Origin of the sequence: Synechococcus sp. CC9902 (assembly GCF_000012505.1) — a bacterium.
Taxonomy (GTDB): Bacteria; Cyanobacteriota; Cyanobacteriia; order PCC-6307; family Cyanobiaceae; genus Parasynechococcus.
On record NC_007513.1, the window covers coordinates 15,515 to 36,934 of the forward strand.

27 protein-coding genes are annotated in these 21,420 nt (G+C 57.2%); 14 read left to right on the forward strand and 13 right to left on the reverse strand.

What is annotated here, in order from left to right:
- Positions 1 to 18 precede the first annotated feature (18 nt).
- Both argH and SYNCC9902_RS11770 read left to right on the forward strand, forming a co-directional pair.
- Positions 19 to 1,437, forward strand: a complete 1,419-nt coding sequence (gene argH / locus SYNCC9902_RS00070) for an argininosuccinate lyase (RefSeq protein ID WP_198001758.1) — start codon at positions 19 to 21, stop codon at positions 1,435 to 1,437.
- Positions 1,438 to 1,563: 126 nt separating this feature from the next.
- Positions 1,564 to 2,154 carry an RNA recognition motif domain-containing protein gene (locus SYNCC9902_RS11770; protein ID WP_011358859.1) on the forward strand — a complete coding sequence of 197 codons (591 nt, stop codon included), beginning with the start codon at positions 1,564 to 1,566 and terminating at the stop codon, positions 2,152 to 2,154.
- A 21-nt stretch (positions 2,155 to 2,175) separates the two neighbouring features.
- Here SYNCC9902_RS11770 and dusA read toward each other — a convergent pair whose 3' ends face one another.
- Entirely contained in the window at positions 2,176 to 3,180 is a 1,005-nt protein-coding gene (gene dusA, locus SYNCC9902_RS00080) for a tRNA dihydrouridine(20/20a) synthase DusA (protein ID WP_011358860.1), read from the reverse strand.
- Positions 3,181 to 3,220: 40 nt separating this feature from the next.
- Here dusA and msrB point away from each other — a divergent pair, with 40 nt between their 5' ends.
- Positions 3,221 to 3,727 carry a peptide-methionine (R)-S-oxide reductase MsrB gene (gene msrB / locus SYNCC9902_RS00085; protein ID WP_011358861.1) on the forward strand — a complete coding sequence of 169 codons (507 nt, stop codon included), beginning with the start codon at positions 3,221 to 3,223 and terminating at the stop codon, positions 3,725 to 3,727.
- 52 nt (positions 3,728 to 3,779) lie between these two features.
- Complete coding sequence (locus tag SYNCC9902_RS00090) at positions 3,780 to 4,967, forward strand: NAD(P)/FAD-dependent oxidoreductase (protein ID WP_232179308.1); 1,188 nt, start codon at positions 3,780 to 3,782, stop codon at positions 4,965 to 4,967.
- A gap of 62 nt (positions 4,968 to 5,029) precedes the next feature.
- On the opposite strand, the gene SYNCC9902_RS00095 is transcribed toward SYNCC9902_RS00090, so the two are convergent.
- On the reverse strand, positions 5,030 to 5,197 hold the full coding sequence (locus SYNCC9902_RS00095) for a hypothetical protein (RefSeq protein ID WP_011358863.1): 168 nt from the start codon (positions 5,195 to 5,197) through the stop codon (positions 5,030 to 5,032).
- Between the two features lie 89 nt (positions 5,198 to 5,286).
- Between SYNCC9902_RS00095 and grpE the strand changes: the two genes are divergently transcribed.
- The 4 genes from grpE to rsgA are packed head-to-tail and all read left to right on the forward strand — an operon-like array spanning position 5,287 to position 8,213.
- On the forward strand, positions 5,287 to 5,961 hold the full coding sequence (gene grpE, locus SYNCC9902_RS00100) for a nucleotide exchange factor GrpE (protein WP_011358864.1): 675 nt from the start codon (positions 5,287 to 5,289) through the stop codon (positions 5,959 to 5,961).
- Positions 5,961 to 7,091, forward strand: a complete 1,131-nt coding sequence (gene dnaJ, locus SYNCC9902_RS00105) for a molecular chaperone DnaJ (RefSeq protein ID WP_011358865.1) — start codon at positions 5,961 to 5,963, stop codon at positions 7,089 to 7,091. The genes grpE and dnaJ overlap by 1 nt, the downstream gene beginning before the upstream one ends.
- Positions 7,088 to 7,318 carry a sulfurtransferase TusA family protein gene (locus SYNCC9902_RS00110; protein WP_011358866.1) on the forward strand — a complete coding sequence of 77 codons (231 nt, stop codon included), beginning with the start codon at positions 7,088 to 7,090 and terminating at the stop codon, positions 7,316 to 7,318. Before dnaJ ends, SYNCC9902_RS00110 begins: the two co-directional genes overlap by 4 nt.
- A complete protein-coding gene (gene rsgA, locus SYNCC9902_RS00115; RefSeq protein WP_011358867.1) occupies positions 7,311 to 8,213 on the forward strand; it encodes a ribosome small subunit-dependent GTPase A in 903 nt (300 codons plus the stop codon). Before SYNCC9902_RS00110 ends, rsgA begins: the two co-directional genes overlap by 8 nt.
- Here the strand turns inward: rsgA and SYNCC9902_RS00120 are convergent.
- Genes SYNCC9902_RS00120 through murC form a run of 3 tightly spaced genes read right to left on the reverse strand, consistent with a single transcriptional unit; the run spans position 8,188 to position 10,853 of the window.
- A complete protein-coding gene (locus tag SYNCC9902_RS00120; protein WP_011358868.1) occupies positions 8,188 to 8,529 on the reverse strand; it encodes a YbaB/EbfC family nucleoid-associated protein in 342 nt (113 codons plus the stop codon). The two genes, rsgA and SYNCC9902_RS00120, sit on opposite strands and share 26 nt — an antisense overlap.
- Positions 8,530 to 8,553: 24 nt before the next feature.
- Entirely contained in the window at positions 8,554 to 9,450 is an 897-nt protein-coding gene (gene murB / locus SYNCC9902_RS00125; protein WP_011358869.1) for a UDP-N-acetylmuramate dehydrogenase, read from the reverse strand.
- Positions 9,447 to 10,853 carry a UDP-N-acetylmuramate--L-alanine ligase gene (murC, locus tag SYNCC9902_RS00130; protein WP_011358870.1) on the reverse strand — a complete coding sequence of 469 codons (1,407 nt, stop codon included), beginning with the start codon at positions 10,851 to 10,853 and terminating at the stop codon, positions 9,447 to 9,449. The genes murB and murC overlap by 4 nt, the downstream gene beginning before the upstream one ends.
- Before the next feature lie 160 nt (positions 10,854 to 11,013).
- Here murC and gap point away from each other — a divergent pair, with 160 nt between their 5' ends.
- Positions 11,014 to 12,039 (forward strand): type I glyceraldehyde-3-phosphate dehydrogenase, encoded by a 1,026-nt coding sequence (gene gap / locus SYNCC9902_RS00135; protein WP_009788528.1) that lies wholly within the window; start codon positions 11,014 to 11,016, stop codon positions 12,037 to 12,039.
- Positions 12,040 to 12,094: 55 nt separating this feature from the next.
- On the opposite strand, the gene thiL is transcribed toward gap, so the two are convergent.
- Complete coding sequence (thiL, locus tag SYNCC9902_RS00140; protein ID WP_011358871.1) at positions 12,095 to 13,090, reverse strand: thiamine-phosphate kinase; 996 nt, start codon at positions 13,088 to 13,090, stop codon at positions 12,095 to 12,097.
- Positions 13,087 to 14,163: a peptidylprolyl isomerase gene (locus tag SYNCC9902_RS00145; RefSeq protein WP_041425248.1), complete on the reverse strand. Its 1,077-nt coding sequence runs from the start codon at positions 14,161 to 14,163 to the stop codon at positions 13,087 to 13,089. Before SYNCC9902_RS00145 ends, thiL begins: the two co-directional genes overlap by 4 nt.
- A 65-nt stretch (positions 14,164 to 14,228) precedes the next feature.
- Between SYNCC9902_RS00145 and efp the strand changes: the two genes are divergently transcribed.
- Together efp and accB are read left to right on the forward strand one after the other, a co-directional pair.
- Positions 14,229 to 14,789, forward strand: a complete 561-nt coding sequence (gene efp / locus SYNCC9902_RS00150; protein WP_009788525.1) for an elongation factor P — start codon at positions 14,229 to 14,231, stop codon at positions 14,787 to 14,789.
- Positions 14,789 to 15,262, forward strand: coding sequence for an acetyl-CoA carboxylase biotin carboxyl carrier protein (accB, locus tag SYNCC9902_RS00155; protein ID WP_011358873.1), 474 nt, complete (start codon positions 14,789 to 14,791; stop codon positions 15,260 to 15,262). The genes efp and accB overlap by 1 nt, the downstream gene beginning before the upstream one ends.
- 2 nt (positions 15,263 to 15,264) lie before the next feature.
- Here the strand turns inward: accB and pdxA are convergent, their stop codons facing one another.
- Positions 15,265 to 16,281, reverse strand: a complete 1,017-nt coding sequence (gene pdxA, locus SYNCC9902_RS00160) for a 4-hydroxythreonine-4-phosphate dehydrogenase PdxA (RefSeq protein ID WP_011358874.1) — start codon at positions 16,279 to 16,281, stop codon at positions 15,265 to 15,267.
- 77 nt (positions 16,282 to 16,358) lie between these two features.
- The gene (locus SYNCC9902_RS00165; protein WP_011358875.1) at positions 16,359 to 17,282 is read right to left on the reverse strand and encodes an SDR family oxidoreductase; all 924 of its coding nucleotides are present in this window, start codon (positions 17,280 to 17,282) and stop codon (positions 16,359 to 16,361) included.
- Between the two features lie 32 nt (positions 17,283 to 17,314).
- Between SYNCC9902_RS00165 and SYNCC9902_RS12280 the strand changes: the two genes are divergently transcribed.
- Positions 17,315 to 17,482 (forward strand): serine protease inhibitor, encoded by a 168-nt coding sequence (locus SYNCC9902_RS12280; protein WP_156771023.1) that lies wholly within the window; start codon positions 17,315 to 17,317, stop codon positions 17,480 to 17,482.
- Positions 17,483 to 17,486: 4 nt separating this feature from the next.
- Here SYNCC9902_RS12280 and SYNCC9902_RS00170 read toward each other — a convergent pair whose 3' ends face one another.
- Complete coding sequence (locus tag SYNCC9902_RS00170; RefSeq protein ID WP_011358876.1) at positions 17,487 to 17,897, reverse strand: HNH endonuclease; 411 nt, start codon at positions 17,895 to 17,897, stop codon at positions 17,487 to 17,489.
- 212 nt (positions 17,898 to 18,109) lie between these two features.
- Here SYNCC9902_RS00170 and SYNCC9902_RS00175 point away from each other — a divergent pair, with 212 nt between their 5' ends.
- A complete protein-coding gene (locus tag SYNCC9902_RS00175) occupies positions 18,110 to 19,660 on the forward strand; it encodes a DEAD/DEAH box helicase (RefSeq protein WP_232179309.1) in 1,551 nt (516 codons plus the stop codon).
- On the opposite strand, the gene SYNCC9902_RS12825 is transcribed toward SYNCC9902_RS00175, so the two are convergent.
- Genes SYNCC9902_RS12825 through SYNCC9902_RS00185 form a run of 3 tightly spaced genes read right to left on the reverse strand, consistent with a single transcriptional unit; the run spans position 19,615 to position 21,003 of the window.
- Positions 19,615 to 20,070 (reverse strand): hypothetical protein, encoded by a 456-nt coding sequence (locus tag SYNCC9902_RS12825; protein ID WP_232179229.1) that lies wholly within the window; start codon positions 20,068 to 20,070, stop codon positions 19,615 to 19,617. The two genes, SYNCC9902_RS00175 and SYNCC9902_RS12825, sit on opposite strands and share 46 nt — an antisense overlap.
- Positions 20,000 to 20,410 (reverse strand): DUF6554 family protein, encoded by a 411-nt coding sequence (locus SYNCC9902_RS00180; RefSeq protein WP_041424673.1) that lies wholly within the window; start codon positions 20,408 to 20,410, stop codon positions 20,000 to 20,002. The genes SYNCC9902_RS12825 and SYNCC9902_RS00180 overlap by 71 nt, the downstream gene beginning before the upstream one ends.
- Positions 20,411 to 20,469: 59 nt before the next feature.
- A complete protein-coding gene (locus tag SYNCC9902_RS00185; RefSeq protein ID WP_011358879.1) occupies positions 20,470 to 21,003 on the reverse strand; it encodes an AbrB family transcriptional regulator in 534 nt (177 codons plus the stop codon).
- 63 nt (positions 21,004 to 21,066) lie between these two features.
- Between SYNCC9902_RS00185 and SYNCC9902_RS00190 the strand changes: the two genes are divergently transcribed.
- Positions 21,067 to 21,363: a hypothetical protein gene (locus tag SYNCC9902_RS00190; RefSeq protein WP_011358880.1), complete on the forward strand. Its 297-nt coding sequence runs from the start codon at positions 21,067 to 21,069 to the stop codon at positions 21,361 to 21,363.
- The last annotated feature ends 57 nt before the right edge of the window (positions 21,364 to 21,420 follow it).

Consider the following 21,420-nt stretch of genomic DNA (forward strand, 5'->3'; position numbering starts at 1 on the left):
TTATTGATGAATAAATCGATGGCTGGTGGGGTGACAGGCGGCGCCGACGGCACCTGGAGTGATCGCTTCGAGCAAGGCTTGCATCCCTTTATTGAAGTGTTCAACGCTTCGATTGGGTTTGATCTCACGTTGCTTCAGGAGGATTTGGATGGCTCGATTGCCCATGCACGGATGCTCGGTTCCTGCGGGGTGATCAGCGTTGAGGAAGCAGAGCAGTTGGTGCAGGGTTTGGAGACGATTCGGAGCGAAGCTCATGCGGGAACGTTTCAGCCCGGACTCGCCGATGAAGATGTTCATTTCGCCGTAGAGCGGCGATTGATTGCGCTGTTGGGGCCGGTTGGCAAAAAATTGCACACCGGCCGCAGTCGCAATGATCAAGTTGGAACGGATTTGCGCTTGTGGTTACGGCGCCGCTTGGATGAATTGGAGGGCGATCTGCAACGCTTGCAGCGGGCTCTTGTGGCGCAGGCTGATCTGCATCGCCGCACGATGATTCCGGGCTACACCCACCTTCAACGGGCTCAGCCGCTTTGTTTGGCGCATCACCTTCTTGCTTACGTAGAGATGTTGGAGCGGGATCGGTTGCGTCTTCACGATGTGCGCAGCCGGGTGAACATTTGCCCCCTTGGTGCGGCGGCGTTGGCTGGAACCCCGGTTCCCATTGATCGTCAGCAGACGGCGAAGGCTTTGGGATTTGATGCGATCTATGCCAACAGCCTTGATGCGGTAAGCGACCGTGATTTTTGTGTGGAGTTTTCGGCAGCGGCTTCCTTGGTGATGGCCCATCTCAGCCGTTTGGCTGAGGAGGTGATTGCTTGGGCATCAGAGGAGTTCAGATTCGTTCGTCTCAGTGATCGGTGTGCGACCGGTAGCAGTTTGATGCCGCAGAAAAAAAATCCTGATGTGCCCGAATTGGTGCGTGGCAAATGCGGACGGGTGTTCGGCCACTTGCAGGGGCTGCTCACCATGATCAAGGGCCTTCCGTTGGCCTACAACAAAGATTTTCAAGAAGACAAAGAGGCTCTCTTCGATGCGTTTCGCACCACCCGCGATTGCATTGAGGCCATGGCGATTCTGTTTGAAGAAGGTCTTGAGTTCCGTACGGAACGTTTGAACACGGCCGTGGAACAAGATTTCTCTAATGCCACCGATGTGGCTGATTACCTCGTTGCCAAGGGAGTTCCCTTCCGGGAGGCGTATCAGCTTGTTGGTGCTGTTGTTCGCCGATGCCTTGATGAAGGTTGTTTGCTAAGAGATTTAAGCCTCGCGGCATGGCAGGAGTTGCATCCAGCATTTGAAGCTGATTTGCATGATGCGCTTGCCCCGCAGGCAGTTGTGGCCGCTCGTCGTAGTGAAGGTGGAACAGGATTTGATCGGGTGGATGAACAATTAGGCCGCTGGTTGCAGCATTTGAACGGAACGCAACCTGTGGGATGACTCCCTTGCGCAGCCGGGTCTACGCTGAAGAAGCCAGTGGAACATCACTTCGTTTCGGAGTTATGGCCCGATGGCAATGTTCCAGGCCCATTTGGTCCATTTTTTCGTACCCGGTCCACGCAGAACGTGAGCATTTTTGTTGGCAACCTTCCCTTCCGCGCTGAGCAGGAGGACGTGACTGAGCTGTTTGCTCAGTTCGGTGAAGTCGTGAATTGTGCCCTTCCCCTCGAGCGGGATACCGGCCGAAAGCGCGGATTTGCTTTTGTCGAAATGTCCGACGATGCAGCCGAAGAAGCTGCCATCGAAGGTCTCCAGGGCGCTGAACTCATGGGCCGCCCGCTTCGTATCAATAAGGCTGAGCCTCGCGGAAGCGCCCCACGTCGTGGCGGCGGCGGCGGTGGTTACGGCGGCGGTGGCGGCGGTGGTGGCTACGGCGGTGGCGGCGGCGGCGGTGGTTACGGCGGCGGTGGCGGCGGTGGTGGCTACGGCGGCGGTGGTGGCGGTGGCGGTTACGGCGGCGGCGGCGGCGGCGGTGATCGCCCCTCTGGTGCCCGTGGTTGGGAAGATCGCAGTTATGGCGCCCGAGACAGTGCTGCTCCCCAAGGCGGCAATGCCTATGACGAAGGCCGTAGTCGTCGTCGTCGCTCCTCTGGTGGCGGTGGTACTGGTGCCAGTGGTGGTGACGATTTCTCTGGTTACGGGGGAGCTGAGGGTTAATCGACCCTTCAGCCTTTTCGCTTAGAGGCCGGCGTCTTTTAGTTGACGTCCGGCCTCTTCCAAAATGTTGAGATCGGCGCCTTTGCGTTGGGATCGTTCGCCGAGCTCGCGACGCCAATGGCGTGCACCGGGTACGCCCTCAACGAGTTGAACCAAGTGTCGGCATAGATCCCAAAGCCGACCTCCTCGGTGTAAGTGCAATGCGGCATGGGGAATCAAGCCTTCAACCACATCCGATGCCAAGAGTTGGCGTGGGGGTTCTCCATAGATCAAATGGTCGATGTCTGCCCATCGCAAGGGGTGGGCGTAGGCGGCTCGGCCAACCATCGCTCCATCGCATTCATGCAGGGCAGCTAAACAATCCTCAGGTGTTTCGAGGCCACCATTGAGTTCGATCAATAAATCTGGGCGACGTTGCTTGAGCGCGACAACGCGCTCGTGCTGCAGTGGCGGGATGGTTCGATTTTGTTTGGGGTCTAAACCTTCCAACCATGCTTTTCGGGCATGAACGGAAAACCGTTGGGCTCCGGCCGCCGCCACCCGATCAACAAAAGCTGTGAGCAACTCGTCGTTATCCAGATCGTCAATGCCAATCCTGTGTTTCACGGTCACGGGTAGTGCAGTGGCTTGACCCATTGCCTCAACACACCTGGCCACTAGATCGGGATCGGCCATTAAGCAGGCCCCGAAGTTACCGGCTTGCACTCTTTGGCTTGGGCACCCCACATTCAGATTGATTTCGTCGTAGCCCCAGTCCAAAGCGAGGCGGGCAGCATCGGCAAGAAGGTTGGGATCATCGCCACCCACCTGCAGAGCAATGGGGTGTTCGATGGGATCGAAATCCAGCAGCCGGTCGCGTCGGTTGGTGTAATGCAGGGCTTGAGCAACAACCATCTCCGAGTACAGAAGGGCTCGACGGCTGATCTGTCGCATCAGCACGCGAAAGTGCCGATCCGTGCAATCGAGCATTGGCGCCACGCTGAAGCTGTGGGCAGCAACGGTTGCTGGACTTCCAACCTCGGTCATGGATCCATTAGAACCGCTTGAGTTCCCTGGTTCAGAGCTGATGACCAATAGTTCGGCTGTTCTGTCCCGTCGTTCATTGATGTTTGCTGCACTAGCTGGTGTTTTTGGGAGTCTGTGGCGGCCCAAAACGGTTCTAGCGGCCTCAAAGGCCAATGATCCTCAGTGGGATCTCAGCCCAGAGGTTTGGCGAGAGCGTCTATCCCCCCAAGCCTTTGACGTCCTCCGTAACGAGGGCACTGAGCGTCCGTTTACGAGTCCTTTAAATGATGAAAAACGCAGCGGTAATTACCACTGCGCCGGATGCGATTTGGCGTTGTTTTCATCGGAGGGAAAGTTTGATAGCGGAACGGGTTGGCCCAGTTTTTGGCAACCACTCAGCGAAGCGATCGAGACGAAAGTAGATTTCAAATTGATTGTCCCGCGCACGGAATATCACTGTTCGCGCTGCGGTGGACATCAGGGCCATGTGTTTAATGACGGACCCCGACCAACTGGAAAGCGTTACTGCAACAACGGAGTCGCCCTCGTCTTCCGCCCTGCAACCTGAAGCAGCGGACAGCTGGAATCTGGTGGTGATTGGTGGTGGCGCCGCTGGATTTATGGCCGCCATCACCGCTGCTGAGCAGGGAGTCCAGAGCGTGCTCGTGCTGGAGGGCACCCCAGAGCTCCTCAACAAAGTTCGAATCAGTGGTGGTGGTCGCTGCAACGTCACCCACGCCTGTTGGGATCCGGCTGAACTTGTGGGTCATTACCCCCGCGGTCAGAGGGCATTGCGAGGAATGTTCAGTCGGTTTGCTGCAGGAGATGCCATCGCTTGGTTTGCGGATCGAGGTTTGGTTCTCATTGAGGAGGCTGATGGTCGGATGTTTCCGCAGCAGAACCGTTCGGAGGCGGTGATTCAGTGCCTGAAGCAGGCTGCTCTGACGGCTGGTGTGCAGGTGCAAACGCGGGTGATGGTGCAGCGTTTATCAGCGCAGTTAGAGGGCGGTTTTGTAGTGGGTGGCCGCGGCTTGGATCAGCCGTTGTTAGCTCAAAAGGTGATGTTGGCCACTGGCGGCCATCCCAGCGGCAGGAAGATGGCCGAAAACCTTGGTCATCAGCTCGTTCCACCGGTCCCATCGTTGTTCAGCCTTTCGCTGAACGCGTCCGTTTTGGCGGCTTGCAGCGGTATTGCTGTGGATGATGTCGGCTTGGACCTGAAGCTCAACGACCAGCGCTTCCGGCACGTCGGACGCGTGTTGATCACCCACCGCGGACTGAGTGGTCCTGCCACCCTTCGACTTTCTGCGTTTGCTGCTCGCGCCTTGCATGGGAGTCGCTATCGGGGAGAACTCAGGGTGGATTGGAGTGCTGGCCTGGGGCGCTCTGGGGTGGAGCAACGTTTGCAGCAGTGGCGACAGGTGGAAGCGCGTCGCAGTGTGGGCGCCGCTAAGCCGTTTGATCACCTTCCCAGGCGGCTTTGGCAGGCATTTTTGAACTTGGCTGGAGTGGATGGGGAAGGCCGTTGGGCCGACTTTTCCGCCAAAGCGCAGCGCAAGTTGATCGAGATTCTCTGCGCTCAGTGTTTACCGATCGTGGGGCGTGGTCCCTTTGGCGAGGAGTTCGTGACCGCCGGTGGAGTGGCTCTTGGCGATGTGAATCTTGCAACAATGGAAAGCCGGCGCTGTCCTGGGCTGTTCATCGCTGGAGAGTTGCTGGATGTGGATGGAGTGACCGGGGGGTTTAACTTCCAGGCCTGCTGGAGTGGTGGTTGGTTGGCAGGCCAGGCCATTGCCAAGGCAGATTGAATGATGGGTTGATTGATTAAAGAGAATTTTTTCTTAAGTAAGAATTATCTTCGAAAAATCAATCAACAACTCCAGTCGTCAGGACTGATCTCCGGAATGGCACCCTGCAGCAGGTCTTTGCTGCGACTCAGTTGATCGGGATTTGGGACCGTCCGTTGCAGGAGCAATTCCAGCTCAAACCGCTGTCGGGCGCCGTTGTTGGCATCAGAACTCGGCTGAGTCAGGGTCATCGATCAGAACGAGGTGCGGGCTTCCGCAGCTTGTGGGAGGAGAGCTTTTTCCTACAACATGTCTACATAGCAATCCCTGAGCGGTCAGCATGAGCGGCGACGCCTCCACTTCAGCGCAGGATCAAAACGTCGAATCCAACGATGTTCCCGCGATTCCGGACGTCGATGCCGGCACCCCGATTGATCCTGTTGTGGAGGAAACTCCCACGTTGGACACGGAAATCGATCCAGCGAACCGCCTCCAGCAGCTTGAGCAGGAACTCAATTCCCTGAAGCAAGAACACGAAGCAGTTCAATCGCAGTACATGCGCATCGCGGCGGATTTCGACAATTTTCGAAAGCGTCAGGCGCGTGATCAAGACGACCTACGTCAGCAGCTGGTCTGCTCAACGCTCACTGAAATCCTTCCTGTGGTGGACAATTTCGAGCGCGCCCGTCAGCAGCTCAACCCTGAAGGGGAAGAAGCCCAGGCCCTCCATCGCAGTTATCAGGGCCTCTACAAACAGCTTGTCGATGTGTTGAAGCAGCAAGGTGTCGCGCGGATGGAAGTTGTTGGCCAAGAGTTCGATCCAACTCTCCACGAGGCAGTGCTTCGGGAAGAAAATCAGGAGCATGCGGAAGACATCGTTTGTGAGGAGCTCCAACGGGGTTATCACCGTGATGGCAGGGTTCTGCGACACGCCATGGTGAAAGTGTCGATGGGGCCAGGGCCAGAAAGCAGCTCAGATGCAGCATCGGAACAGCCCCAAGAGGGTGACGCCTGATGGCCGACTATTACGACCTGCTTGGGGTAAGTCGGGATGCCGATGCGGATTCACTGAAGCGTGCCTACCGGAAGATGGCTCGTCAGTACCACCCGGACATCAATAAAGAAGCGGGCGCCGAAGACAAGTTCAAGGAAATCGGTCGCGCCTACGAGGTCTTGAACGACCCCCAGACTCGGGCCCGATACGACCAGTTTGGAGAAGCTGGCGTTGGGGGTGCAGCCGGTGGCCCAGACATGGGCGACATGGGCGGTTTTTCCGACTTATTCGAGACGTTTTTCCAGGGATTTGGTGGTCCGGGTGCTTCGGGGGGGCGCCCACGACGGCGTGGGCCTCAGCAAGGGGATGACCTCCGCTACGACCTCACGATTGATTTTGAGCAGGCGGTCTTCGGTCAAGAGCAGGAAATCAAGATTCCGCATTTGGAGACCTGCGACACCTGCGGTGGAAGTGGTGCCAAACCCGGCAGCTCTCCCACAACTTGTGGAACCTGTGGTGGTGCTGGGCAAGTGAGGCGAGCCACGCGAACACCGTTTGGCAGCTTTACCCAGGTGGCGGAGTGCCCCAATTGCGAGGGCACCGGCCAAGTGATTGCCGATCCCTGTGGAGCTTGTGGGGGCCAAGGAGTTCACCAGGTGCGTAAAAAGCTGCGCATCAACATTCCCGCTGGGGTCGATACCGGCACGCGTTTGCGCGTTTCCGGTGAAGGCAATGCCGGCCCTCGGGGGGGTCCGTCGGGGGATCTCTACGTTTTTCTAACGGTTAAGTCCCATCCCCGTTTGCGTCGTGATGGTCTCAACCTTCTCTCTGAAGTGAAGGTCAGTTATCTCCAGGCCATCCTCGGCGACACGATTGAAGTGGAAACCGTTGAAGGCAAGCAAGAACTCGACATTCCAGCGGGAACACAGCCCGGCACCGTCTTGACCTTGGCCAATCAGGGGATCCCCAAATTGGGCAACCCTGTTGCCCGCGGCGATCAGCGCATCACGGTCACGGTGGAACTGCCGAAGCGCATTTCCGATCCTGAGCGGGAACTGTTGGAGCGTTTGGCGGGTCACCACTCCGCTCGAGGGAAGCAACACCACCATCACAACAGTGGACTGTTTGCCCGCTTGTTTGGCCAGAAATGACGGACTCCCGTTCCCTCGATTTGAGAGGAACCCCTTGTCCGGTCAACTTCGTCCGTTGCAAGCTCACTTTGGAAACCATGCATCCGGGCGATCAACTCGATGTTGATCTCGATCGTGGTGAACCCGAGGAGATGGTGGTGCCTGGATTGCGCGATGCAGGCCACCAGGTGGTCGTGTCTGGGGATGATCCAGCCTGGGTGCACCTGCAGGTGACCTGTGGTGGCTGATGGCAGAGACGGGATTGTTGTAGCGCTGCAAGCCAACTACCTCGAGGTCGAGCTGGATGCTGCTCCGGAGGGATGTCCAGCACGATTGTTGTGCACCCGTCGGTCGCGTCTGACCCACCGAGGTCAGGAAGTCAATGTCGGGGATCGGGTTCGGGTCGATGCGATTGATGCCAATGCGGCGAGAGCTGTGGTGTCTGAGGTTTCCCCTCGCCAGAGCTGGTTGACGCGGCCACCGGTGGCCAATGTGTCGTTGGTGGTGGTGGCGCTGGCGGTGGATCAGCCTGCCTTTGATCCCGATCAGGCGAGTCGGTTCCTCCTCACGGCTGAACGCACGGGTTTGGATGTGCAGCTGGTTCTTACAAAAGTGGATCTTGTCTCTGCGGAAGCGTTAACCCAGCTGTGTGAGCGCTTGCGCGGTTGGGGGTATGACCCCCTTCCCCTCTCGAGCGAATCCGGTTCTGGGATAAAGGTGTTGCAAAAGCGATTGCAGAGCACAACGCTTGCGGTGCTTTGTGGCCCCTCAGGTGTTGGAAAAAGCAGCGTGCTGAACAGTCTTTTGCCCCATTTGTCGCTTCGGGTTGGTGCGGTTTCAGGGCGGTTGCAGCGGGGGCGTCATACGACGCGGCACGTGGAGTTGTTCCCGATTGGGGACGAGGCCAGAGTGGCTGATACGCCAGGTTTTAACCGCCCGGAGTTGCCGGATGACCCCCATGAGTTGGGGGTTTTGTTCCCAGAGTTACGACGTCAATTGGATCCATGGCCATGTCGGTTTCGCGACTGCTTGCATCGCGGTGAACCTGGGTGTGGTGTGTCCAAATCGTGGGAGCGTTATGGCCTCTACATCAAGGCATTGGACGAGGTTGTCAGCCTCAGCCGCCCATCCCGGGGAGGTTGAGGTTCAAGCCGCCTGTGAGCTCCTCCATGCGGCCTTTCATTGTGGCTGTGGATTGTTCATAGGCTGCTTGAAGGGCTTCAAGCGTTGCTGTTTCACAGGCCTCGGCACCGTCTTGAACGAGTGCTGGATCGAGACGGACGCGCAGAGGCTGTTGGTTGCCAGAGAGCCAAACACTGGCGCGGCCATCGGAGTTTTTGCCCTCGATCTCCATGCCATCCAACTCTTCTTGAAGAGCTTGGGCGTCTTGCTGGATCTGTTGCGCCTTGCGGAAGGCTTCGGTGAGCTGACCGAAATTGGGGAGTCCGAAGCCTGCCATTGAGATTCTGAATGAGCGGGCAGATTAAGCGGTGGCAGCAAATCCCAGTCGTTTGACTTCTGGGTGGAGGCGAAGTCCGTGTTCGGCTTCAACACGGTCTTGCACCAAATGAATCAATGCATCGATGTCGTTGGCCTGGGCATCGCCAATGTTCACGATGAAATTGGCGTGCATGGTGGACACTTCAGCACCACCGATGCGGGTTCCTTTGAGCCCCAAATTTTCGATCAGCTTCCCAGCCTTTTGCGGTTCAGGATTGCGAAACACGCTGCCGCAACTTGGTTGCTGATAAGGCTGGGTGGTTGTTCGGTGGTTGAGATTTTCTTTCGTGACACGACTCAGTTCCTTTGGGTCATGGCCGGGCTCGAGCTGAAAACGTGCGGACAGCACAACGAAGTTGTCCGCTTGTAGCCGGCTGTGGCGGTAGGCGAAATCCAGTTCATCGCAATGCAGATCAAAGCTTTCTCCGCCTTGTTTCGGCATCACCCGAACCGAAATCAAAGAATCTGCCGTGCACCCTCCTTGTGCTCCGGCGTTCATCACAGCGGCACCACCAACCGTTCCTGGGATCCCCACGGCCCACTCCAGTCCGTGGAGTCCGGCGCGGGCTGCTCGTCTAGCAAGGGAAGGGATGGGTTCACCAGCCAGGGCTTCCACAACACCGGCTTCGACGTCGATGCTGTGATCTTGCAATTTGCGTAAGCAGAGGCTCAGCCCAGGCAATCCATCGTCGTGAATGAGCAGGTTGGAGCCGGCTCCAATCACTTGGCAGGGAACCCCTTTGTGTTCGGCCCATTCCACCCACGCGATGGTTTCGGCAATCGTCGTGGGCTCCGCCAGCCATTGGGCAGGTCCACCGACCCGCCAGGTGGTGTAGTCCGCCAACTTGGCGTTGGCATGGGGGGGCGATAGCTGCGTCATTCGGTCAGTCGTCCCCAGAGGCTGTTCACGGTGCCAGCTCCCATGGCGAGCACAAGGTCATCAGGCCGGCTGCGTTGCTTCACCAGATCGGTGAGCTGATTGAGATTCTCCGCAACCTCGATTTCGAGGTCTGGTCGCAACGATCGGATGCGTTGGGCGAGCGCGTTGCTGCAAACGCCAGGAATTGTTTGTTCACCGGCCGCATAAACCGGAGCAAGAAGGAGTGCGTCACAGTTTTGAAGTGCTTCGGCAAAGGCTTCAAAAAATTGTTGGGTGCGACTGAAACGGTGTGGTTGAAACACGGCCACGAGTCGTTGTGGTGGTGATGGAAGCGGACTGCGCCCACTGCTCACCATGAGTTGCGCCATCGTCAACGTCGCGCGCACTTCGCTGGGATGGTGGGCGTAGTCATCAACGATGTGCCGCCCCTCCCAGGTGCCCCTTAGATCAAAGCGGCGGCCAGGGGCTTGGAGTTGAGCCAGGCCTTCGACCAACGCTTCAAACGGAATACCTTCCATCCGGCAAGCCGCTAAGGCAGCCGTGGCGTTGCTCAAATTGTGGAGACCAGCCATCGGCAAGGTGAAGTCACCCACTGCAGAGCCGTTCTCGTAAAACCGCGCCGTACATCGATCGCCATCAAGTTGCAGTGGCAAAGCTGCGAAGGCAATGTTCTCGCTTTGCTTGTTCGACCACCAGGCTGTCGGCTCAAAATGCTCCTGAAGGATTGGGTCGTCGTAGTTCGCGATCAACCGTTCGCAACCCCCACCAAAACGTTGCAGGGTTGAGATCAGATCATCCAAGCCGTCGTAATGGTCGGTGTGATCGAGTTCCAGGTTGGTGATCACCCCAAGGCTGGGCCTGAACTTCACGAGCGATCCGTCGGATTCGTCTGCTTCGGCTACCAACAACCGACCTTGACCGGAATGACCGTTGCTGCCAAGGCATGGAACAACCCCACCAATCACGGCGGTGGGATCTTCACCGGCTTCGATCAGCAAGGTGGTGATCAGTGTGCTGGTGGTTGTTTTTCCGTGACTCCCCGCCACAGCAATCGAGGCTTGTTGATCGATCAGGGCAGCCAGGAGATCCGATCGATGCCAGATCGCCAGCTGATGCGCGCGGGCGTTTTCTAACTCGGGATTGGTGTCTGGAATTGCTGTGCTGATCACCACCACCGGTGGCTGCTGATTTGTGGCGAGCACCGATTGAATGCATTCAGCGGTTTGCTCTTTAAAAACGGTGACGCCTCGACTTTCAAGATGCTGAACCGTGGGGTTGTCACGGGGGTCCGAACCGCTGACTGGGTGGCCGCGGTCTACCAAAATTTTTGCCAGCGCCGACATCCCAATACCGCCTACACCGATGAAATGAACAGGTGTTTGGGGCGTGAGCAGGCGTGGCAAAGGACGGCTACGAAGGGCTGAAAGATAGGTCAGTTTTTTGACCTTGTCCCACCGTCGATGGGACGGATTAACCGAGAAATTTCAAAGTTGGGCAAAGAAATTCCGTCAATTTCTGTATGATCGGCGCCCAAAAGCATTACGCGGTTTTACCGCTATTTCTATGACCCTGCGCGTTGCGATCAATGGATTCGGCCGAATTGGTCGCAATGTTTTGCGGGGTTGGATCAGCCGTGGGGCAGATACCGGTTTGGAAATTGTGGGGATGAACTCCACATCTGATCCCAAGACCAGTGCCCACCTACTTACCTACGACTCCATTTTGGGGCGTTTGGATCCGTCTGTCGACATCCAAACCACTGATGACACGATGATCATCAACGGCAAAGAGATCAAATTCTTTGCTGACCGCAACCCCCTCAATTGCCCATGGAAGGATTGGGGCGTTGACCTGGTGATCGAATCCACCGGTGTCTTCAACACTGATGAAAAAGCCAGCATGCATATCCAGGCTGGTGCCAAAAAAGTGATCCTCACTGCTCCTGGTAAGGGCGCTGGTGTGGGCACATTTGTGGTGGGCGTCAACGACGATCAGTACCGCCACGAGGATTGGAACATCCTCAGCAACGCCAGCTGCACCACCAACTGTCTGGCTCCAATCGTCAAAGTTTTGGATCAAAACTTCGGCATGGAGTGGGGTCTGATGACCACCATTCACAGCTACACCGGTGACCAGCGAATTCTCGACAACAGCCACCGCGACCTGCGTCGTGCCCGTGCTGCTGCCCTGAATATGGTTCCCACCACAACTGGTGCTGCCAAGGCCGTTGCCTTGGTTTATCCCGAAGTGAAGGGCAAGCTCACCGGTTTTGCCATGCGCGTCCCCACTCCAAACGTGTCGGCAGTTGACCTCACCTTCGGAACATCCAAGGGAGCAACTGTTGAGCAAGTGCAGGCCGTGATGAAGGAGGCTGCTGAGAACGGAATGAAGGGGATCATCAAGTACAGCGATCTGCCCTTGGTTTCCACCGACTACGCCGGTACCAACGAGTCCACCATTTTTGATGCCGACCTCACCTACGCCATGGGTGACAAGGCTGTGAAGATCTTGGCTTGGTACGACAACGAGTGGGGTTACAGCCAGCGTGTTGTTGATTTGGCTGAAGTGGTCGCCAAAAACTGGAAGTAAGCCAAGTTTTCATTCATTCAATCAACCCTTCCTTCGGGGAGGGTTTTTTGATGGTTCAGAGGATTGGCGTTGTCCTGAAATGGTCGAATCCTCCGGTGTCGATCAGTCGGCGACTGTGCCGCCAGCGGATCATGTTTTTTTCAGCTGTGATCCAACCGATCTGGCGACTCTGCGGTTGACGGTCGAACCAGCGCTGTGCCCAGGCTTCCGGCAGGCTTAAGACGAGTTCGAAATCTTCGCCGCCTGCCAGGCACCAGCGATCCCAGAGTTCTCCGCTTGGCCAGTCGTTGGACTGCGGTAAGAGCTTCTCATCGAGGACTGCACCGCACTCACTGCTGCTGCACAGCCCTTGAATGGCTGCCAGTAATCCATCGCTGCTGTCGGTTCCGCCGGCTCGCCACGGCAACGACTCGGGCTTGCAGTTCAGGAGCTCCTGAAGGGCGGCGAGACGCGGGATGGGTCTCTGATGCTGATTGACCGCTGCTGTCCGTAAAGCATCGGGAAGGTCGATCCCATGGAGTGCTTTGTCGTTCTGAAGGATGGCTAACCCCAGTCGACTGAGTCCATGGGGCCCACTGGTGACAAGGATGTCCCCTGGTTTTGCGTCACCCCGGTGCAAGCGAAGCGGTCCCAGACGCCCGAGTGCAGTGATCGATAGCAAGCGCTGGCTGCCTTTTGAGCAATCCCCACCGAGAATGACGCCTCCATAGGCATCGAGAGCTGCCCTGAGGCCTGTGTAAACGCCTTCCACCCAGCTCCAGGGGGTTTCACCCGGTGCAACGAGAGCCACGGTGATCCCATCCACACTGATCGCCCCACTGGCGGCGAGGTCGGAGAGGTTGGCGGCTACCGCTCGCCATCCCACATCGCTGGGTTTGGTGCTGACGTCACTGAAATGGATCCCGTCCACCAGAACATCGGTATTCACCACGATGGGCCGGGGATCCGACTCCAGAGCCGCACTGTCGTCGCTTAGTTGGCCTGGAGGAGCAAAGCGAGAGAGCCGTCGCAACAGCTCCGACTCCCCAAGCTCGCCCAGGGTCTCTTTCATGCGTGGGCTTTGAGTTGATTGGCTCCATCAACGACGGTCACTGTTTTGATTGCGTCGTCGACACCAAGCTCTTCGAGCACATCGAAGCCATCAACGACGTAGCCGAAGGCAGTGTTGCGTCCATCCACCAAGTTGAGGCCGGCGGGTGTGAGCTCGGCCTCATAGAGAAACATGAAGAACTGGGATGAGCCGTCGTCGAGTTCGTTGGCTGAGTGGGCCCAGCCCAGGGTGCCAAGGGTGGCAAAGGGAAGGGTTGGTGTGGCTTTAAACAGTCCCACGTCCTCAAACGTCTCGTTGTAAAGCGTGTCGGCTTCACTAGGAATTCGAATTTCGAGGGGAACGTGCCGTTCTTGCTTCGTTGATGGATCGATGTATCCGATCTCTGGACCCTCGGGGTCGCCGGTTTGCAGAACGTAAAAATCCTCGGCTCTGTTGAAGGGCAAGCCGTCATAGAAGCCCTTCAGAGCAAGGTCGACAAACGCACCGGAGGTCAGTGGTGCGTTGTAACCATCCACAACGGTGGTGAGGTCCCCTTTGGTGGTGCTGATGTTGACAACGGCCCGTCCCTGTAAACGAGGCAATGCATCGAATTCGGAGGGAATGGCTCGTTCGAATCCGTCCTCAACAAGCAAGCGCTCTACGTCACCAATGCGAGTCAGCGTGGTGCGACGGTCGACAATGAAGGCTGGCTTGTCGACGGCTTTCACCTGAGCGGCCATTTGCTCTAAGCCGGTATCCACGTCGCTCAGCAGCGCTGTGGCTTGGTCACGGAGTGGCTCTGGAACAGCATCAAGAATCGTGTTGCGTCTTGTTTTGAGGAGGGCCTGACTGCGCGACACCGTCTTTCCCAGGGCACTCCAACGTTTTGCCCGTAGGTCGTCGCTCGTGAGTTCCAGCCGATGTTGCAGCTGACGAATGTCGTCTTGCTCGAAGGGGAGCGCATCGCGAAGGATCGCCGTTGGATCCTTGACGGCATTGCCCTGAGGCAGCCCAGCCCAGGCAGGGGCTGCCAGGTTGAACAGCGCAACGCTGATTAAGGCGACCAGAACGGCCTTGAAACGCTGATGGGTCAAGGGGGAAGCCCAGTGCTGATGCGACTTTGGCACAGCCGTATGATCGCCGGAACCGTTCCGTTGGAATGATCTCCAGCAACGACTTCCGCACTGGCACTTCGATCGAGATCGATGGGGCCGTTTGGCGCGTGGTCGAGTTCCTTCACGTCAAGCCCGGCAAGGGGTCTGCGTTTGTTCGTACCAAGCTCAAATCGGTAAAGAACGGAAGCGTTGTTGAGAAAACATTTCGTGCTGGCGAAATGCTTCCCCAGGCGTTGTTGGAGAAGTCATCCCTCCAGCACACCTACATGGAAGGTGACGACTACGTCTTCATGGACATGTCGAGCTACGAGGAAACACGGCTGACCGCTGCTCAAATCGGGGATAGCCGTAAGTACCTCAAAGAAGGGATGGAAGTGAACGTCGTTTCTTGGAACGACACTCCGCTTGAGGTGGAGCTGCCCAATTCCGTGGTTCTCGAGATCAAGGAAACGGATCCTGGCGTGAAAGGCGATACCGCGACAGGCGGCACAAAACCCGCCATTCTGGAAACCGGAGCGCAAGTGATGGTGCCTTTGTTCCTTTCGATTGGCGAAAAGATCAAGGTGGACACCCGCAACGACTCGTACTTAGGACGCGAAAACTGATGGCTATGCAGCTGGATCACGAACAACTGCACCGCTTGCTTGAAGCGCTGGGTGAGAGCGACATTCAGGAATTTCGTCTGGAAGGTGACGACTTCCGGCTAGAGATTCGTCGCAATCTCCCAGGTCAGACCGTCATGGCTCCGGTCATGCAGGCTCCTGTGGCGGCTGCGGCTCCTGTGAAGCCGCTCGACTCCGCTTCACCACCGCCGGCCGCAACATCAACCCGAAGTGATCTCTTGGAGATCACAGCACCAATGGTGGGTACGTTTTATCGAGCTCCTGCTCCTGGGGAACCGTCCTTTGTTGAGGTGGGAACTCGCATCAACGTCGGTCAGGCCGTCTGCATCCTTGAGGCGATGAAGTTGATGAATGAGCTCGAGTCCGAAGTCGCAGGAGAAGTGGTTGAGATCTTGGTGGATAACGGAACCCCTGTGGAATTTGGCCAGGTGCTGATGCGCGTTAAACCAGCCTGATCTCAGCTCAGTTCCCAAGCGGCCTGAATGGCGGCGATCATGCTGTCCGGTCGGGCGATTCCACGGGTGGCAATGTCGAAGCCTGTGCCGTGATCGGGTGATGTTCTCAGGAAGGGCAATTCCAAGGTGGTGTTCACGGCAGCATCGAAGGCCATCAACTTCACCGGGATGAGCCCTTGGTCGTGATACAGGGCAAGAAACCCATCAGGTCCTGGCTGGTTTGGTTGATGCCAGGCTCGTGCTGCACTGAGCCAACACGTGTCTGGGGGCAGCGGTCCATCGAGACGAATGCGGGGATGTTGGGCTCTCCAACGTTCGATCAACGGCGTCAGCCAGGTCATTTCCTCAGAGCCCAATTGTCCGGCTTCTCCCGCATGGGGATTGAGTCCTGAGACCACAAGGTGAGGATGCGGATTGAATCGTCGACAGAAGTCCAAGAGCACGTCCAGCTTGTGGTTGACCAGCTCAGGCGTGAGCGTTTGAGCAACCGTTCCGAGAGGGATATGGGTGGTGGCTAACAAGGTGTTCAGTCGCCAGGCGCTGTAAGGCGATACCGCTGTGAACAGCATGGATGAGCGCTCACTGCCAGCGAGTTCAGCCAAGCGTTCTGTTTGCCCTGGATAACGATGCCCAGCGGCATGCCAGAGATGTTTCGCAATGGGGGCCGTCACGAGGGCGCGTGCCTGGCTGTGCTGCAACAGCCCCACCGCTCTGGTGAGCCAACGGAAACCTGCGGCTCCTCCTTCGACGCTTGGGGCACCGGATGGAACAGCGCTTTGCAGTGGCTGATCATCGATGGTGAGTTGCGCTGGATCAGCCAGGGCCGCTGATGTGGTGTTCTTTAAGCGCTGATAGACCGCTTCCAGGCTGCTGCGACAACCCACCAGGACTGGTTCGATGGAGTGTGGCAAAGCCTTCGAGCCAAGGGCCTTCAGCACCACCTCCATGCCAATGCCCGCGGGATCGCCAAGGGCGATCACGATCGTTTGTTTAGGGCTGATGAGATCAGGAAAACCCATTGCTGTGCTGCGCTTTCTGCTGCTGGGGTTGTTGCTTGTGAGGGTTTAATTCAGCGGTTGATTGGCGGGCCCTAGGCCTAGGGGTCTGAGGAACTGGAGTTCAATCTGTCTTGTTCTAGGCAGTCCTGCAAACCCTCTCGAAAGGTTGGATAAAGGAGCGAATAGTTCAAATCACCACAGAGAAGCTTGTTGCTCACGCGGCGGTTCTCACTCCAAAAGGATCGTCCCATCGGACTCATCTCGCTGCAAATAGCGTCGTAGTTCTCTTCCTGGGGGAGTTCGCAGCCGAGGAGAGATACTCCGTGGCGAACGAGATCAGCAGGTGCCGTTGGCTCGTTATCCACCACGTTCACGATCGATGGTCGATCGTTTGGATTGGAGCTGGAGTGATCGATCAAATGCCAACAGGCTCCAGCAATGTCTTCGACGTGAATGCGGCAAAACACTTGGCCAGGTTTGTTGATCAACCGTGCTTTGCCCTGTCTGAGGGAATCGAGCACGGAGCGTCCAGGGCCGTAGATCCCGGGTAACCGCAAAATTTGTACCGGTAGACCCGAATTCAACCAAGCCTGTTCGCACTCCAGCCGACGGCGACTTCGGTCTAACCCTGGGGCTGGCGGATCATTTTCCTGCACCCATTCGCCGTTGCGATTGCCGTAGACGCCCGTTGTTGAGAGGTAGCCCGCCCATTCCAGTGAAAGCGTTTTCAGCAGTGGCAGTAAGGCGGAGATCACGGGGTCGCCCCCCTGTCGTTGGGGAGGGATGGTGCTGAGTAGGTGCGTGATGCCTTGAAGCGCGCTGACATCAGGCAGTTGGCCGTTGTTGCTGTCAAAGATCAGGTCGGCATCGGGTTGTCCTGCAACGCGACGGGTGCACAGCACTGGTGTGCCCAGCTGCCGGGCGAGTTTCGCAACGCAACGACCGCTGTAACCACCTCCAAGAACCAGCAGTCGTGCATGCGCTGGCAGAGGTCGACATCGCTTGACAAGTGCTGAGAGCATCAGTACACCTGTATTAGTTTAGTTTTGATCGCATGACGGACTCATCCCTGCGTTCTAAGGGAATTAGTGGTGTGCTCACACGCTCCATCTTGGCTGCGCTCGTGTTCGGCGTTCCCTTGCTGTTGGCCCCTGAAGATCCACGAGCACAGGCCACGATTTGCCAGCGGCATCACTCCTTTGATGTGTGTCGTGTTTGGTAGTGCGTTAAGCCGCTTGGAACCCAATGGTCGGATCGCCCTTTGGTGGATGAGTCTTCGGTGCGTGAGGCTGATCGGGTTGAGCCCATTGCAAGAGGCGAAGTGCAAGGCGAATGTCGCCGTCGAGCCAAGCGCGAATGGCCATTGCGCGACGGGGGTCGTAAAAGCGCTGTTGCCGATACCACTCGAAAACGTCCGAATCTGATTTTTGCCCGTTGCAGGAGAGGCAAGCGGGTACGCAGTTTTCAGTCACGCTGAGTCCTCCCTTGGCTCGTGGGACAAGGTGATCAATAGACTCAGAAGGTTTGCCGCAATAAATACAACTTTTGCCGGTATGATTATGGAGTGATTGTCGCCATCTTCGAACGCGCAATTTAGGACAGAGTTCATCTAGAAAGACTGCATCTCTGTTGTGCATCCGAATCGATCGGTTGTTGATATTTTGCCTTAAGTCCCAGTCTAGTCAATGTGTCGAGCGCTGCATTTTCGAAGATCTATACACGTTGATGTGAAACTTGATACGAATCTCCGCTGTCGTCTTCAAAGTCATTAAGGTGATCACCTGTAGAGGCGTCGATCACGACATTGATCACGTTTCGATGCTGTTTTGATCTGTCGCCCGCTGGCTTAATTCGGGTGGTGAGCCCCTTTGATGCGGTCACACAAGCGCAACTGCGTCGGATTCGACCCCGTGGTCATTGGCACGGGCCGACCCGAGGTTGGGAATTTCCCCTGGCCGCGGCTGGGATTCTCCAGCAGCAGTTCGGTCGCCGTTTCACAGTCACGGCAGCTTTAGAGGAATGGCTGGCTTGGAGTCGTCTGCCTCTTCCCCCGCTCCCTCAGCATCGGCAGCTTGTCGCTGCGGCTGATCTGAAGCAAAGCCTCCCGGACGGTCGCACGCCGCTGTTGCATCAACGCTCCGGTGCCCGTTGGCTCTTGGCTCGTCGTGGGGCGGTTTTGGCCGATGAAATGGGCCTTGGAAAAACCCTCACCGTGCTGTTGGCGGCGCGGGCCATGGTGCGCTGCGCTGAGGTGCGCGTTTTGGTGGTGGCTCCAGTGGGACTTCACCCCCATTGGCGCCGAGAGGGAGATGCCGTTGGCCTTCAGCTGCAGTTGGTGAGTTGGGCGCGGTTACCCGATGCACTGCCAGCTGCGGGCACGTTGCTTGTTGTTGACGAGGCCCATTACGCCCAGTCGATGAAAGCTCAACGCACAGCGGGTTTACTTCGTTTGGCTCGGCACCCGCGGTTGCGGGCGATCTGGATGCTCACCGGGACACCAATGAAAAATGGTCGACCATCACAGCTTTTTCCTCTGCTGGCAGCGATCGATCACCCCATCGCCAGAGATCAGCGCACCTTTGAGGAGCGCTATTGCCAGGGGCATTGGCGGGAAGGGAAGGCGGGGAAGCGTTGGGAGGCCGCGGGTGTTAGTCAGTTGGAGGAGTTGCGTCGATTAACGCGTCCTTTGATCCTGCACCGCCGCAAGCGGCAGGTGGTGGATCTCCCGCCCAAGCAGCGTCAGCACCATCCAATTGTCTTGCCAGACGACACGTCCACAGGCTTTGACCATCGGGTGGACTTGGTGGTGGAGGACTACCGCCGAAGGGTCCAACTCGGTGAGGTGCGTTCTGATGCTGAGCCGTTGGCGGTGTTAACGGCAATGCGTCAAATTGCTGCTGAATTCAAGCTGTCTGCAGCTGAACAGTTGTTGTACCAGCTGCACCAGCAGGGGCACGCTGTTGTGCTGTTCAGTGCGTTCGTGGCACCGCTTCAGCTGTTGCATCAACGGATTGGTGGTGAATTGATGACGGGACGACAGCGCCCCCTGGAACGTCAGCAATCGGTGGATCGTTTTCAGCAGGGAAAAAGCAATTGCCTACTGGCGACGTATGGCACTGGATCCCTTGGTTTCACTCTTCATCGCGCTCGACATGTCGTGCTTTTGGAGAGACCCTGGACTCCTGGCGATCTTGAGCAGGCCGAAGATCGCTGCCATCGCCTTGGGATGGGTGATGGACTCACCTGCCATTGGTTGCAGCTGGGCCCCGCGGATCAGTTGGTGGATGGTTTGTTGGCGAGCAAGGCCGAACGGATCGAAGTGCTTCTTGGCCCCCGTCGACAAAGCTTGGAACGTCAGTCGCTGCCGGCGATGGTCCGTGCGTGTTTGCAGGTGGCCTGACGTACATCCAACTCATGGCTCAACATCGGGTCAACCGAAGCTGTCGACTCACGAATCAGCTTTAGGCCTGCGGCGACATCTTCACAGGCCTTCTGATGCTGGCCGTTCAAGGTGTGAATGAAGGCTCGATCTCGCAGGAGTTCTGGTTGATTAGGAGTGGCAGCAATGGCGTCATTGCAGGCTTGAAGAGCACGATTGGGTTCAGAAACTTGGTACTGCTTTAAGCAGCTCGTCTCAGTGGAAATCGACCTTTGATTTTGAGAAGGTGTTTTTTGGGTCTGACAGCCCGCTAAGCCGATCAGGAGAGACGACAGAACGAGTGCAGCGACCCGTGGGGGTTTAGTAGCTGTAACGCTCGTCGTCGACGCTGTTGGATTCAGAGTTTGTTGTGTCGGTGGTGCTTGTTCCAAGGGATGTGATGGATGCTTTGTTGGGGGAACCTCCGAACAGATCTCCGAGGAATCGGCCGCAATCGGGGAAATTTCCGGGGTCTTGCACCACGGCTTCCGTGATCATCACAGAGGCGTGCTCCGGCGATGTCTTGAAGAGTTGTCCGCCTTGGCGCTTAATCACGGCGTAGGCCGCGTTCCAGCTCACGCTGTGGTCGTTGCCACTCGAGCGCATGAAGCAGTAAATCTTGGCCCCTTTGTCTTCAGATTGTTGGCCCGCCTGGACCGGTTGGGTGCCTCCCATCAGTGCACCGATCAGAGCAACGGTGGTGAAGACGAGCTGAGGACCGAAGCGGGGCATGGGTCTCGGAATCAGATTGGTCCCAACGTATCGATTACAAGCGCACTGTCGAGTCCAGGTCAGGGTTGTCCAAGGCTCGAGGGGAGAATCAAACGCACCACCAGAGGAAGCACCAACAGAACGGTGATCAAGCGGACGGCGTGCAAAGCCGCGACAGCTGCGCCGACTCCGAATTCAGCCCCCACTAAGCTCATGCCGCTAATTCCTCCAGGTGCAGCCCCCAACAGGGCCACCACTGGGTCGATTCCAAGCAAGCGACTGCTCCACAGGCCCACCACGATGCCCGTCAGCACAAGGGTGACCGTGATCAGCAAGGCCGGTCTCCAAAGGATCTGCAACTGTTCGAGGGAGGCCCGGGTTAATCCTGTTCCAATCACGGTGCCGATCCCGATTTCGAGAATCGTGCGTGTGCCTGTTGGCCACACCGCTTGATCCAACCGACCGCTCATACTCACGATCCCGGCTCCAAGTAGTGCACCAGCGAGTGGTGCTGCCGGAATTCCACTCAAGAGAGCCAGCAGCCCAAGGCTGGTTCCGGCCACCAAATAGAGCATCAACGTTGCCAGAGGAGACATCGAGATTTCTGCAGCCATATCAGTTTGATCTTGAGGCACCACGGCTCTTGTGTTGTCATCTGTGCAGTGATTGCTCGATTGATGACCTCATCAGTGTCCTTCCGGATTACCCGCACCGCTGAAGATCTGGCGCAAACCATGACGGCTTTATCCCAGCGCCTGGTGAAGATTGAACAGCGGCAGGAGGTGATGGAGCTCCAACTTCGGCAGCAGCTCAAGGACGTGAACAATGTGCCCGACGAGGAATTGGCCACGTTGGATGGCATCGAAACCCTGTTGCGGGAAACCCGAGAGCTCTTGGAGAGCACAGACCTCAACGGTTGTGATGCGATATCGCACGATCAAAACGACGAGGTTGAGCTTGCAGAAGCCGCGTAGGGGTAGCGCTGGGTGCCAAAATGAAAAGAAAGGCAACTATGGCGTCCACCATTCCCG